The sequence below is a fragment of the Shewanella bicestrii genome, assembly GCF_002216875.1.
Lineage (GTDB): Bacteria > Pseudomonadota > Gammaproteobacteria > Enterobacterales > Shewanellaceae > Shewanella > Shewanella seohaensis.
This window is the reverse complement of record NZ_CP022358.1, coordinates 1,924,030-1,937,997: the sequence shown is the minus strand read 5'-3', so window position 1 is coordinate 1,937,997 and position 13,968 is coordinate 1,924,030. Positions and strand designations below refer to the sequence as shown.

Here is a 13,968-nt window from a genome sequence, read left to right as displayed (position 1 = left end):
AACGGTTTATTGGGTCGCTATTAAAGCTTATGCCATGTGCATTAAATGGCAGTACAACCAAGTTTATATATAAACTTTGTGGCGGCTTTAACCTCAGCGACCAAAAGCCCTGCGACCTAAAAAAACCAGTACGATTGATCTTCAGTCCGCATTAGGTGCAGTGATTTGCTTAATCACCCTGCAAGGATTACCCACAGCCACACTATTGGCTGGAATATCTTTATTCACCACACTGCCCGCGCCAATCACGCAGTTATCGCCAATGGTGACACCGGGCAATACACTGACATTACCGCCGAGCCACACATGGTGACCAATATGAATAGGCTTACCAAATTCTGTTGTAAGACGAGCAATGGGGTCAATAGGATGGGTCGCGGTAGAAATCAGTACATTGGGCCCAAACATCACATGGTTGCCAATCGTGACCTGACAAACGTCGAGTATGGTTAGGTTGTGATTCGCATAAAATTGCTGGCCAATTTGGATGTTATAACCGTAATCACAAAAGAAGTTAGGCTCGATATGGGCACAACTAGGCACATTGAGTAGCTCACGCAAGTGGGCCATGCGCGCCTCAAGCTGGGTGGGATCGGCATGATTAAATCGATGACAGAGTAATTTAGCCCGCATTCTTTCGGCGACTAAGGTTTCATCTGAGGCTTGATAGGCTTCCCCCGCCAACATTTTTTGCTTTTCTGTCATCTAAGTTCAACATTTAACCCTTGTTATAATGACGCAACCCTAACAATCGACTATCAATAATTCAAGCGCAACAACAAATCCGATGCTTTTTTTGCATCAATTGCTGTACGGTTTTACATCCAACCAAGCTAACGTCAGCAAACAATGCCTTGAAACACGATGAAAATTAGCCCCGCTCATTCAGGCCGATTTGACAGGATGCTGGGCGAGTCAGCGATTTTGCCAGAGTGCAATTTAGCCGATTGGCTAACTCTCTCATTTTCATTACACTAGCGTTCCTTCACTCTTCTAGTAGACCGTTTAGACCATGCCAGATTTTGCCTTACTCGCTGTGTTTATCCCGACCTTTTTCTTTGTTTCTATCACCCCCGGTATGTGTATGACACTCGCCATGACGCTTGGGATGAGCATTGGTGTGCGTCGTACCCTGTGGATGATGCTCGGCGAGCTTGTGGGTGTGGCCTTGGTCGCTACCGCTGCGGTCATGGGGGTGGCGAGTATCATGCTTAACTACCCTGCGGTTTTTCAGGTATTTAAATGGGTTGGTGGCATTTACTTAGGCTATATCGGCGTGCAGATGTGGCGCGCACGAGGTAAGATGGCCATGCTTAGCGATGATGACACTAACCCAAGAGCCAGTAACTTTACGCTGATTTCACAGGGGTTTATTACCGCCATTGCTAACCCTAAGGGTTGGGCGTTTATGGTGTCGCTATTACCGCCATTTATTAATGCCGAGCGCGAGGTTGCGCCGCAACTCCTAGCCCTACTTAGCATTATTATGGTGACAGAATTTACTTCTATGTTGGCCTACGCCAGTGGCGGTAAGAGTCTGAGAATATTTTTAAGTCGCGGCGATAATATTCGTTGGCTAAATCGTATCGCCGGCAGCCTTATGATTGGCGTTGGCATCTGGTTAGCGGTGAGCTAGTTAAACATGCTGTCTTGAGTGATATGTGTTTAGTACATCACTCTTTTGTGTAAACCCATTCGCGTCGCGCCAGCGTATTTGTTGACGCGACGCTCTACGTTTATGGTGGTTATTAGCCCTTTTTATAGGGCAACACCTCGCGCATCTGCTGCATATACACTTCCATTTGTGCAGCTTCCTCCTCGGTAAAATGCGCTATGGCTCGCTTAAAGTCGGGATGAGCAATATTGTGGTAGGAATAAAGCGCCACAGGCTCGAAGCCGCGCAGCACTTTATGTTCGCCCTGAGCGCCTGCATCAAAGATATCAATACCATGGGCGATGCAGTATTCAATGCCCTGATAATAACAGGCCTCAAAGTGTAATCCCTCAAGCTCGACAATACTGCCCCAGTAACGACCAAACAGACATGTCTGCCCTTGCTCGTTGCGGCCCGTAAAATATAGCGCGCCCGCTAACATCTGCCCTTTCGCATCACTTACGACGAGCAAGACAATTTGCTCAGCCAACCGCTCGGCAATCATGTTAAAAAATGTTGGCGTTAAATAGCCACGATGGCCGGAGCGCTTAAGGTAGGTTAATTGATAACATTCAATAAAATGCTGCCATTGCTCACGGCTAATATCCGCTCCCGCGACAAACTCATAGTGCAAACCATAGGGCTCTAGCTGGGCACGCTCCTTAAGGATGTTTTTACGCTTACGGGAGGTGAGCGCCGCTAAAAAGGCGTCAAAATCTGCATAGCCACGATTATGCCAATGGAACTGGGTGCTTAAACGCTTAAGGGAAGTGGGATTGGATGCCTCAGCAAATAGCGTTTGCTGCGAAGGCGAGACAAATAAGCAATGCCAAGAGGACATAGGCGCATCCGCGTTCACTAATTGCTCATTTAAGCACGTAAATACGGCGCGGCTTAGCTGCTGCGCATCCTCTGCCAAAAGCGTAGGCGATAGCCCCAACCGCCGCCCCTGAACTGGTGTAAACGGAATGGCATTTAACAATTTAGGATAATATTCAAAACCATGGCGCTCATAGGCCTGCGCCCATGCCCAATCAAACACATATTCGCCGTAGGAGTGGGATTTTTGATAAAGCGGCATCACTGCCAGCAGGGGTAAATCCATAAAATCTGCGGCATCTTTTTGGCTAATAAAGACGGCATCTGGCGCTAATTCTTGTGCAAATTCACTGCCAGTGGCGTCGAACACACATAAATGATGTGGCCGCCAACCCGTCGCGGCACAGGCTGACAAGCTCTGCTCTAAGCTGAGTAAATAGTCATGCTGGCAGAAGGGATTGTCCGTCCCCATCAATCGGTCCCAGCTGTTAGCGTCAATACTCTGCGCCGCGCTGGCAAAGGCCAATATCAGTTGTCTCATTCGTTGAATTCTTATCCGTTAAACACACTAAGCAAAGATCCAAGGTTGCAATTAAGCCTAATTCTCGGCACATTGCATAGCCAAAATGAAAATAAATTCAGGATTGAATATGCGCCGCGCAGGAACTTTTAGACCTCTTATTCTCGCCATCGCCATGGCACTGCCTTTGTTGTCTTCGCCCACTCTCCATGCCGAAGAGCCTTCGATTTTCAGCCAAATGGCCACGGCACAACCCGTATGGGCAAAACATGGTATGGTCGCCAGCCAAGAAGCGCTGGCCAGCCGCACTGGCATCGAAATTTTGAAGCAAGGCGGTAATGCCGTCGATGCTGCGGTGGCGGTCGCATTCAGTTTAGCCGTCACGCTCCCCCGCGCGGGCAATATTGGTGGCGGTGGCTTTATGCTTGTCCATCTGGCCAAAGAAAACAAAACCATCGCCATCGATTACCGTGAAATGGCGCCATCAAAGGCGAAAAAAGACATATTCCTCGATGAGAATGGCGATGCGGTAACTAAATTAAGCCGTGAACATGGTCTGGCTGTCGGCGTCCCAGGCACTGTGATGGGCATGAGTTTAGCCCTTGAAAAATATGGCACTATGACCATGGCGCAAGTCACAGCGCCCGCCATCAAAATGGCGCAGGAAGGCATTAGCGTGACCCCAGATCTAGCGGTATCCCTTGCAGGCTTAAAGCGCCGAATGAGCCAATGGCCCAGCACGGCAGCCATCTTCTATAAGGCCGACGGTAGCGACTACCAAGTAGATGATATTTTAAAACAGCCAGAACTTGCCCACTCTCTGCAACTTATCGCCGAGAAAGGCACCAAAGGGTTCTATGAAGGTGAAACTGCAGAAAAACTGGTTAAGGCCGTGCAAGACGCTGGTGGCATCATGACCTTAGCGGATTTACAACACTATAAGGCCGTCGAGCGTGAGCCGGTTCGCGGTCAATACCGTGGATATGAGGTGGTTTCTATGCCACCACCATCCTCGGGCGGCGTGCACATTATCGAAATGCTCAATGTACTGCAGCAGTTCCCTATCGATCAATTTGGCCATAACACGGCGCAAACCATTCATGTGATGGCCGAAACCATGAAGCATGCCTACGCCGATCGCAGCGAATACTTAGGCGATCCCGATTTTTATAAGGTGCCCGTCAAGCAGTTAACCAATAAGGACTACGCCCAAAAAATCGCCAGCCAAATTGCGCTAAACAAAACCACGCCCAGCACCGAAATCAAACCCGGTAATCTAGCGCCCTATGAGAGTGACCAAACCACCCACTTCTCGGTGGTCGATAAATGGGGCAATGCGGTGTCTAACACTTACACCTTAAACTTCAGCTACGGCTCGGGTTTAGTCGCCAAAGGTACGGGCATTTTACTCAATAACGAAATGGATGATTTCTCCGCAAAACCCGGCACGCCTAACGGTTATGGCCTAGTGGGTGGCGATGCCAACGCGGTGGAAGGTAATAAACGTCCGTTGAGTTCAATGAGTCCAACCATAGTGATGAAAGACGGCAAACCTTTCTTAGTTACAGGCAGCCCTGGCGGTTCACGCATCATTACCACCACGCTGCAAATCATTATGAATGTGATTGATCACGGCTTAAACATTGCTGAAGCCAGCAATGCCGCGCGAGTACACCACCAATGGCTACCCGATGAACTGCGAGTCGAAAGCAGCCTGAACCGCGATACTATTTCGTTACTCGAAGCCAAAGGCCATAAAGTGAAAGTGCAATCGGCCATGGGCAGCACACAATCCATCATGGTGACAGACCAAGGGATTTTTGGTGCCTCAGACCCACGCCATTCGGGTAGCGAAGCCGTCGGTTACTAATCACTGATTGGCATACTAGTGATATGTATAAAGGCAAGGAAGCCATCGATTGGAGTGATAAGGCAAAGCACAAAGCTGCTCGATATTCAGCATTCAAGCTAAGCCGCGATATAGAATCGTTCAGGAAGAATTAGCCGGTTCAACAAGCCCTGCTATACACCACTGTATACGCAGGGCTTTTTACTCTTTGAGATAAAAGCCTAGCCCAGTCACACCATTCAGTCTTTACCATCTTCGACCGCGCTACGGTGGCAATATCAAGATGATAATACCGCTATCCCAACACGAAACTGCAAGCAGAACAGATGCTAAGCCATCAAACAAGTAAAGTGAGTTTAGCTTTAACGTGGTTTACTCAATGAAAAAGATAAAATGTAACTGAATGTCTTTCTGGAGGGGAATGGATTGACTCAGCATTAACTCGCTCTATAGTATCCTGCTCTAACATACAAATTGAAAAGGAATTTATTGTGTCAATAGTATCGCTGATTTTGCTATTGCTCTTAGCTAGCATGATGTTTTTCGGCTTGTTGAGTTATTCGCTCGGTCGCAAAAAGACCACGACCCCTAAGCTCACAGGGATGCTAGGTGCAGTATTGGGATTGTTTCCGTTATTGGGTGTTATTTTCTTGATTGTCTTAGTGCTAAAAGCCGACATCACAACCCCAAGCATGCCCCAAGGAAATAGCCTGCTCTAGCTAAAATGCGGTTAACCGACCTAGATTTATTTCAACAGTTAATTTAGAGCGAACATATAGCCGCGATACGCTTTTAGTTAGTAGCACTCATCAAGAGACTGTTGGGATTGTGTTAGTTTCAACTGTCATTTTCAGATGTCGATTCTAAAGAAAATACTTGACTCACTTTGGGACATTTTCGCGTTAGACTTTTAGCTAGGATTAGTGAATTTCGGATTAAAATTTCTATGGGTTAACGCCTCACAAGAAGGGGCGCCGGTTACGGCGTCCCTCTTGCTTGATTTGTTAGGTGCCTTTCTTGCTTATGAAAAAACGAAACAAATCATTCCCAAACTTTAATTCTACCTCTTTGTTTAAATCAATTAGTACTTGGGCATCTGTTTGATACTGGTTTTCAGTTGTGTCCGCAGTAAAATTGAATGAAACCAATACTTGGTTTTCAGTTTGTTTTTGTACCGCCACTTTAAAGCTTTCTATGTAATCCATAGAGAAGTTAGCTTCTTTGCCGTTATCAATTAGAAAGGTGATATCGCCTTCTAGTTCGCCACTGCCAACGTCATATGAACTTTTAATTTGATAGGAGTCAGTTTCTGCAAATGCGGAAACACTGACTGCGAATAATAGTGCGATTAAATATTTCATATTTTACTTCCTTATAGTTAAAAACAACCGGGCACCTAACGATTTTTGCTCAAAGGTGCGGTCACGCATCCGTTGTAGCGTATTGTTTTTTGAGGGCTGGACACGCTGAACTTAAGGTCAATGCCCTGCTGGCATACTATGTGATAACTGATGACCACTCGTCCAGTTGTGCGTGGAAGTTTGTGCCTTACTTGAGGCAGGCTTGCGGTGCCTGCGTGCAAGCTCGCTTCATCAGCAACGCGAACGCTTCAAGCGTGCCTGAAAAATTCAAACTTCGCCAGACTGTTTGGTACTATGCAAATTAACTGTGATAATACACAGTGATAACAACCTATCTGATTGATTCGGCGGCAAAAAATATTTTATTAGTGCGCATACGCGTTTTTCAAACCTATTAATTAAAATTTGACTAACATAGTTAATTGATTTTATGTAATTTTATTGGTTACTGATTTAATTAATGTACACTGATTTTGTATTCATAACACCACCAAATATCTAAATTTAAATATGACTGTATACCCATACATTGTTATGTCATTTCTGGTAAGGCCGAACATAGGCAAATATATAAGAATATGTATGGCAGCAGGTGTGGGAATTTTCGTTCGAGCTAAAGATCCAAACAAGGAATGGGGCAAAAAGCTTTTAGCCAGATGAACTGTTGTTATCTTGTTTTAACGATTAAATAGTAATGGCGGCTATTTCGGATTAGCCGCCATTATCTTATAAACCGATGAGTCTTGGCGTGAACTCAGCGCCTTTCACCTTCTTGTGTATTTCACCCATAACTTCAATTAATCACAATTGAAAACGCACTATTTTACAGCGGTTAGCTCAATAAAGGCGGCGGTGTACATTTTCAGATTCAGCATAAACTGTTTATGGGTAATAAATTCTTTCTCCGTATGGCCTGTGTATTCCACGCCCGGCATGGCGGGGCCAAAACTTAAGGCATTGGGAAATAATTTACTGTTGGTTGAGCCGCCAATGGCCACAGGTTTGGGTGAAGCTATGCCGGTAAAGTGGGCAAATACATCGAGTAAGGTCTGCTGATGCGGTGCATCTTTCATCACCATAGGCTCGCCCCAATAACTTTCTACGTCGATGAGTGTCACTTGATGCTCAGCTTGCCATTTGTTCAGCGCATCCTTGGCTTGGGCTGAGAGTAACTCAGGCGTTTTGCCCACTGGACGACGTAAATTAATGGTGACTTCCGTCCCTTTACTCGTTTGCGCAACGACAGTGGGAGCCAGCGTTAAAGCACCCATAAAATCATCTTTATAGGCCAGCTCGCCAAACTGCTCGGCATAAATCCCCAACCCCACTAACTCATTCATGGCGGCGACGGTTAAAGCCGCCGTGGTTTTAGGCCAAGTATATGGCTGCAGTAACGCTGCCAAATGCGTCACAGCATTCACCCCATCTTCTGGCGTGGAGGAATGGGCCGCCTTACCGTCGGCAAAAATATGCAAGTCGCACACGGCCTGCTCGCAAGTGCGCTCGAATCGATACTTCATCCCCTGCTGGTTGGTGGCGCTAGTTTGTAATTTTTCAAACAAGCTTGGGGTGATGGCATGTATTTGCGCCTCGGCTTGCTGTGGCACTTGGCTAGCAAAATAGCCGCCTGAGAATGCCGTTAAGCTCGGGACATTCGCAGCAGTCCACTGCTTCTGCGTTGACTCGATATTCGGCACAGTAAAGCCAATCTTACTCCAACCCTTTTCGGCGGTGACCACAGGATACTCGGCATCTATAGTGATATTCATCTGCGCTGGGGTGTAATGGGCTAAAAAAGCCTTTAGTGGATCCCAATCGGACTCTTCGGCTAAATACACCAACAGCTCAATGCGTTTTTCCCGTTTGAGTTGTTTATCTTTGATGGCCTTCATCGCATACATGGCGGTGACAATTGCGCCTTTATCATCTTCGGTGCCGCGACCTATCAGCTTGCCAGGTTCAGACTCGGTATCCAGCACATAGGGGCTTTTGGCCCAGAGCGCGGGATTGGCGGGTTGCACATCGCCATGGGTGACGATGCCCAATTTCTCAACCTGTGAGCGCTGGGCATCGACAACATTGGCATCGAGGCCAATCAGCACCACATAACCGTGATCGGCATAATCGAGCCCGAGTTCTTGGCTCAAGCTTTTTAAACTCGACTTAAAACCAATAAAGGCAGGGTTGGTATCGGGTGTCTGCCCTTCCACCGCTTGGGTATTAAAACTGATTAAATGCGCCAGACTCTTAACCATCTGCGCGTCATAGGTGCTCACCGCATAATCGGCCACCTTAAGCGCATCTTGGCTAAGCGTGATTGGCGACGCTGCAGCTTGCGTCGATGTCCACAGCGCAGCGGCTAATAGGGAATAAGAAAAACGACGACAAAGGCTCGTATAGTTAAACTGAGGCAATTCCATAGAGGTCCTATTTATTATTTGTATGATTAGGGACTTACATAAAAACGCACCCAAGCAATGGCTTTATCCTTTGCCCAATATTGCCTTAGTGCGCGGCTCAGTTTGCCATAGTTCTTCCGTTAAAAACCGCAGACTAACCATTTGTTACAAACAAAACACAAAATCGATGGAACCCTTAGTCGGATACATGCTAAACAGTCACCTTAAAATAACATTAATGGTCTGCAGTACCATTAATCCAACAGAATAATAATCACCTAACGGGGAATTGACATGAAGGGACTAAGCCTAAAATCACAGGCCCTTAACGCGCGCACACTCAAACCAGGCGCTATTAAACTGACCTTTAGCGCCATCACACTCGCCCTCGCCTTAAGTGGCTGCAGTGCACAGCACAGCGATACTGCGGCGCAGGCGACAGTCGCACCGAATGCCATGTCGGCGCAAATCATCAGCCAAAATGCCAGCAACCCATTCTTTAAACCCTATGGTACATTTATGGAAATTCCGGCCTTCGACAAGATTAAGCCCGAGCATTTCCTCCCTGCATTTAAGGCAGGTATCGCCCAGCAACACGAAGAAATTCAAGCGATTGTCGATAACAAAGACAAGCCTACCTTCGCCAATACCATCGAAGCGATGGAGTTTTCGGGCGATCTCGTCACCCGCGTATCCAACGTCTTCTTTAATTTAACTGGCGCTGATACTACTCCTGAGCTTCAAGCGATCTCCAAGGAAGTCTCGCCAATGTTATCGTCTGCCGAAGACGATATCTTATTGAACGATAAACTATTTCAACGTGTTAAAGCCGTTTACGACAGCAAAGGCAGCCTAAAGCTCAACACGGCGCAGGCCAAATTATTGGAAGACACCTATAAGTCGTTCACCCGTGGCGGTGCTAACCTCAGCGAGCAGGATAAAACCAAGCTGCGCGCCCTGAATGAAGAAATCGGCAAGCTTAATTTAGCCTTTGGTGACAATCTGTTAGCCGAAACTAATGCCTTCGAACTAGTGATTGATAAGCAAGCTGACCTGTCTGGTTTACCCGCCGATGTGATTGCCACTGCCGCCGAAACCGCGAAAAAGCGTGGTCATGAAGGCAAATGGGTATTTACCACATCACGCCCTTCTATCACGCCGTTTTTAACCTATGCCGATAATCGCGCACTACGCGAAAAGCTCTATAAGGGTTATATCGAGCGCGGTAACAACAATAATGACAATGATAACAAAGTCATTCTGGCAAAAATTGCCGCACTGCGCGCCGAACGTGCGCAGCTCATGGGCTATAAAACCCATGCGGATTTCGTGTTAGAAGAACGCACCGCCAAGACACCAGAAAATGTCTATGGCTTACTCAATAAAGTCTGGCCAGCAGCCCTTGCCCAAGCCAAGGCCGAAGTTGCGGATATGCAGGCGTTAATCGATAGCCAAGGCGGCAAGTTTAAGCTGCAAGCTTGGGATTGGGATTACTACGCAGACAAAATCCGTGTTGCGAAGTACAGCTTTAACGAGCAGCAAACTCGACCTTACTTCTCCCTCGACAGCACTTTAAAAGGCGTGTTCTACACGGCCAATCGCCTCTATGGTTTAACCTTTAAAGAACGTACCGACTTACCTAAATACAACCCAGAAGTACGTACTTGGGAAGTGTACGATAAAGACGGCAAACTTATGGCCATCTTTATGGGCGACTATTTTACCCGTGATAGCAAACGCGGCGGCGCTTGGATGAACTCGTTCCGTAAGCAATACCATATGAACGGTGTCGATTCGAAACCCATTATTGTCAACGTGTTGAACTACCCTCGCCCAGCGGGTAATGAGCCAGCGTTACTCACCTTCGATGAAGCCAGCACCCTGTTCCATGAGTTTGGCCATGCGCTGCACGGCATGTTATCCAATGTCGAATATCGCTCACAAGGCGGAACGGCAGTACCTCGCGACTATGTAGAGTTCCCTTCACAGGTCAACGAAAACTGGATGACTCAGCCTGAAGTGCTCGCGCAATTTGCGAAGCACTACAAAACTGGTGAAGTGATCCCGCAGGAACTGGTGAAAAAAATCCAAGCCGCCAACAAATTCAACCAAGGCTTTGCGACCGTTGAATATATGGCCGCCACTAAGCTCGATTTAGATTGGCACACTCTAACCGATACCACGCCTAAGGATGCCGCCAAGTTTGAGGCCGACTCCTTAGCTGCCATGGGATTGATTAATGAGATCAGCCCACGTTACCGCAGCACTTACTTCTCGCATATCTTCGCGGGAGGTTATTCTGCTGGTTACTACAGCTACCTCTGGTCTGATATTTTAGGTGCCGATGCCTTCGAAGCCTTTAAAGAAAATGGCATTTTCGATAAAGCGACGGCCGATGCCTTCCGTAACAACATCTTGTCTAAGGGTGGCAGTGATGACCCTATGCTGATGTATAAAAACTTCCGTGGTAAAGAAGCTGGCATTGAGCCACTGCTACGTAGTCGTGGTCTGTTAGCGGAGTAATCGCATCCCTATGGGGAAAAGCGAACAGATAAAAATGGGGAGCTAAGCTCCCCATTTTATTGCGCGTAAACGCACTCACTCGCACATAAAACCACTGCTTAGCTGAACAGCTCCACCGGCGCATCGTTAGGGGTAAGCTGCAACTGGGTTTCAAACGACATGCCTAATTTATTCAGCAGCGACTTAGAGGCCTGATTATGCGGGCTGACGATCGCGACAATCCGTTCAATCCCTATGGTTTTACCGAACTCCAGTGAGGCCTTAGCAGCTTCAAACGCATAACCTTTACCCCAATACTGCGGCAAAAAGGCATAGCCTAAGTCCACGTCCGCCAGCGTCGGCCGTTTAATCAGGCCACAAATGCCAATCGGAAAACCATTTTCGGCCAGCACCACGGCAAACAAGCCAAAACCATGCTCGCGATAGCTAATCGCGGGTCCATTGGCGATATAGTCCTTGGCATCTTGCAAACTACGCACGCCCTTATCACCGATATTGTCGATAAATCCTTGGGTGTTGAGTAAGACCAAAATAAATGACGCATCATCGGGCGTTAACTGCCGAAGCAGCAATCTTGGGGTGTGGGCAACTTGCATACTAAGGACTCCCATTCAGAGGGGATAAACTAGGTTATAGGTAGCGAGCGTACTGGCTGCCATCCTTTTGCGGTTTTTTCGGTGCCGCTACCGCTGGGGTGCCCACGTATAAAAAGCCGACGATTTGATCCTCTGGCGCTAAGCCTAATGCCGCATTCACGTTGGCGTCGAAGGCAAAATCCCCGGTGCGCCACACAGCGCCTAATCCCAGCGCGAATGCCGCTTGCTGCATCGCCATCGTGGCGCAGCCCGCAGCGATTTGCTGCTCAAGCACTGGCACTTTAGGGTGCTGTTGGGTTTTCGCCACAACGGTAATCACCATAGGAGCGCGCATCGGCATCCCTTTGGCTTTATTGATAAAATCTTCATCGGCGCCGCTGGCTTTGGCCGCGTTGACATAGATATCTGCTAAGGTGTCTAACCCTTGGCCTGTGGCAATAATAAATTCCCACGGTGCTAAGGCGCCATGATCTGGCACTCGAATCGCCGCATCTAAAATGATTTTAAGCTCATGCTCATTGGGCGCTGGCGCGGTTAATCTTGGGGTGGATTGGCGGGTGAGTAAAAGTTCGATAGCGTCCAAATGATTATCCCTGTTCTGAAAAATAGGTGCGTGTAAATTGGCTCAAGCATAGCAAATTGCGGCTAAAGAGGTACAAAAAATCCCACGCAAAGGTGGGATTGAAAGTGTTGCAAGCAGAGTCACTTGGTTTACTTTACGTTATAACGCTTCGCGATAAAGTAATCGAGACTGGTATAACGCCCGCCTCCTAGGCTAAAGAGTGCCAGCAGCATAATAAAATAGGTCGCCGCGAACTCAATACCATTATTTAGCACCACCAAGTTACCCGAACTGGTCAACCAATCGTAATTGCCGTATTCCTGCAACAGGGATTTGGCCTTATCCAGCTTATCACCCGCATCGAGCACCCGCTCATTGGCGAGCCATGAACTGCCATCGGCAATCGCCAACCAACCATTAGGCCAATGCACAGTAAACGCCGCCACCAGCATGGTTATCATCAAAGGGATAGAAATCAGCCGCGTCGCTAAGCCAACGAGTAACAAAAACGCGCCAAAAAACTCAGTGCCCGCCGCCAAGGCAGCCATTAACGTCGGCATAGGTAAACCCAATCCCCAATCGGGATTAGCAAACCAAGCCACAGTGTCTTCAAAGTGTGCGAGTTTATTATAACCAGCCTGCATTAGCACTGGCGCGAGATAAAGCCTAAGGGCTAAGGGGGCAAGCCCCTCACCATAACGGCTAAAATTGAGGAATTTTTGATACAGGTCAACAAGGGACATGGGCAATCTCAGAATTAGATGGAGTTGCCCAATAGACCTTGGCATTGGGATTAATCTTTCGTGGCTTTTGCCACTTTTTCGATCCCCTCTTGATTTAATTCACGAAGATCCTGAATAAGCTTGTTCAGCTTTTTATAAAAATGCTTGGACTGTTTCGCTGACAGACTGGCATTGATCGTGAGTAACAAGCCGCCGAATGCTTCGGTGTTTTGCCTTAAAATGGCGCGGTGTTTTTCCGACTTTAGCTCGTCAGGGCGCGTCATCAGCAGGGTCAATCGTTCGGTCAACAGCGGAATATCGCTGCGCTGCCCAAGGGCAACCTCAAATTGGCGCAGCCATTCGTGGCGGTAATCGAGCCACATATCTAAGGTCGACAGTCGCTGCTGGTTATATTGATGAATAAGCGTTTTTTGCTCATCCGTTACGCTACCCAGCCAGTCATCAAATTGCTCAATAAGATTCTCATCGGCCTCTTGCTGTAACTGCTCGGGGGTTTTACCGGCAAATTCCTTAATCAATTCCTGCTCGTCTTTTCGCGACTGGGCAAGAATTTGCTTCACCTGTTCATCGGTTAATGATGAGATGATCGGCAACATTTCTGGCAGTGCAAACTCAAATAACCGAAACCAATGCCGTTTGGCGAGTGTGACGTGCTCGGCCCACAATGCGGGAGTTAAGGTATTGGTTTGGATCTGCTGCTCAACTTCGGTTAGCTGCGCCACATAATGGCCGAGTTCTTCGGATTGGTGCCAAAGTACAAACTTGTCGATAAGCCCATCGACGACCTTTTGCTGGTTTTTATCAAGGCTGACATAGTCATCCAGCTCCCAACCTATGGCCCAGTCGAAAAAATGATAACTAAATTTGGTCGAGCAGGCCGTTAAGCCAAACAGCAACACCAGTAACAACACACCTTTTTTCATCAATTTGCATCCGTTCAGC

The 13,968-nt window shown here is 47.6% G+C and carries 12 protein-coding genes; 4 read left to right on the top strand and 8 right to left on the bottom strand.

Features of this window, described 5'->3' with window-relative positions:
- Positions 1-141: 141 nt before the first annotated feature.
- Complete coding sequence (locus CF168_RS08490) at positions 142-705, bottom strand: sugar O-acetyltransferase (RefSeq protein WP_089067588.1); 564 nt, start codon at positions 703-705, stop codon at positions 142-144.
- Positions 706-1,012: 307 nt separating this feature from the next.
- Here CF168_RS08490 and CF168_RS08485 point away from each other — a divergent pair, with 307 nt between their 5' ends.
- Positions 1,013-1,636, top strand: a complete 624-nt coding sequence (locus tag CF168_RS08485; protein ID WP_011717405.1) for a LysE family translocator — start codon at positions 1,013-1,015, stop codon at positions 1,634-1,636.
- Positions 1,637-1,748: 112 nt separating this feature from the next.
- Here the strand turns inward: CF168_RS08485 and CF168_RS08480 are convergent, their stop codons facing one another.
- Positions 1,749-3,014, bottom strand: a complete 1,266-nt coding sequence (locus CF168_RS08480) for a GNAT family N-acetyltransferase (protein ID WP_089067587.1) — start codon at positions 3,012-3,014, stop codon at positions 1,749-1,751.
- Positions 3,015-3,123: 109 nt separating this feature from the next.
- Between CF168_RS08480 and ggt the strand changes: the two genes are divergently transcribed.
- Together ggt and CF168_RS08470 are read left to right on the top strand one after the other, a co-directional pair.
- A complete protein-coding gene (ggt, locus tag CF168_RS08475) occupies positions 3,124-4,863 on the top strand; it encodes a gamma-glutamyltransferase (protein ID WP_089067586.1) in 1,740 nt (579 codons plus the stop codon).
- 470 nt (positions 4,864-5,333) lie between these two features.
- On the top strand, positions 5,334-5,561 hold the full coding sequence (locus tag CF168_RS08470; RefSeq protein WP_240520073.1) for a hypothetical protein: 228 nt from the start codon (positions 5,334-5,336) through the stop codon (positions 5,559-5,561).
- 285 nt (positions 5,562-5,846) lie between these two features.
- Here CF168_RS08470 and CF168_RS08465 read toward each other — a convergent pair whose 3' ends face one another.
- Positions 5,847-6,203 (bottom strand): hypothetical protein, encoded by a 357-nt coding sequence (locus tag CF168_RS08465; protein ID WP_089067585.1) that lies wholly within the window; start codon positions 6,201-6,203, stop codon positions 5,847-5,849.
- Positions 6,204-7,021: 818 nt separating this feature from the next.
- Complete coding sequence (locus CF168_RS08455) at positions 7,022-8,623, bottom strand: dipeptidase (protein WP_089067584.1); 1,602 nt, start codon at positions 8,621-8,623, stop codon at positions 7,022-7,024.
- A 273-nt stretch (positions 8,624-8,896) separates the two neighbouring features.
- Between CF168_RS08455 and CF168_RS08450 the strand changes: the two genes are divergently transcribed.
- Positions 8,897-11,125 carry a M3 family metallopeptidase gene (locus CF168_RS08450; RefSeq protein ID WP_089067583.1) on the top strand — a complete coding sequence of 743 codons (2,229 nt, stop codon included), beginning with the start codon at positions 8,897-8,899 and terminating at the stop codon, positions 11,123-11,125.
- Between the two features lie 98 nt (positions 11,126-11,223).
- Here CF168_RS08450 and CF168_RS08445 read toward each other — a convergent pair whose 3' ends face one another.
- The 4 genes from CF168_RS08445 to CF168_RS08430 all read right to left on the bottom strand — a co-directional run bounded on the left by CF168_RS08445 (position 11,224) and on the right by CF168_RS08430 (position 13,949).
- Positions 11,224-11,721: a GNAT family N-acetyltransferase gene (locus tag CF168_RS08445; protein ID WP_167373603.1), complete on the bottom strand. Its 498-nt coding sequence runs from the start codon at positions 11,719-11,721 to the stop codon at positions 11,224-11,226.
- Between the two features lie 34 nt (positions 11,722-11,755).
- A complete protein-coding gene (locus CF168_RS08440; RefSeq protein WP_011626471.1) occupies positions 11,756-12,304 on the bottom strand; it encodes an NAD(P)H nitroreductase in 549 nt (182 codons plus the stop codon).
- A 128-nt stretch (positions 12,305-12,432) separates the two neighbouring features.
- The gene (locus tag CF168_RS08435; RefSeq protein ID WP_089067581.1) at positions 12,433-13,026 is read right to left on the bottom strand and encodes an HvfX family Cu-binding RiPP maturation protein; all 594 of its coding nucleotides are present in this window, start codon (positions 13,024-13,026) and stop codon (positions 12,433-12,435) included.
- Positions 13,027-13,076: 50 nt separating this feature from the next.
- A complete protein-coding gene (locus CF168_RS08430; protein WP_089067580.1) occupies positions 13,077-13,949 on the bottom strand; it encodes a DUF6279 family lipoprotein in 873 nt (290 codons plus the stop codon).
- Between the last annotated feature and the right edge of the window lie 19 nt (positions 13,950-13,968).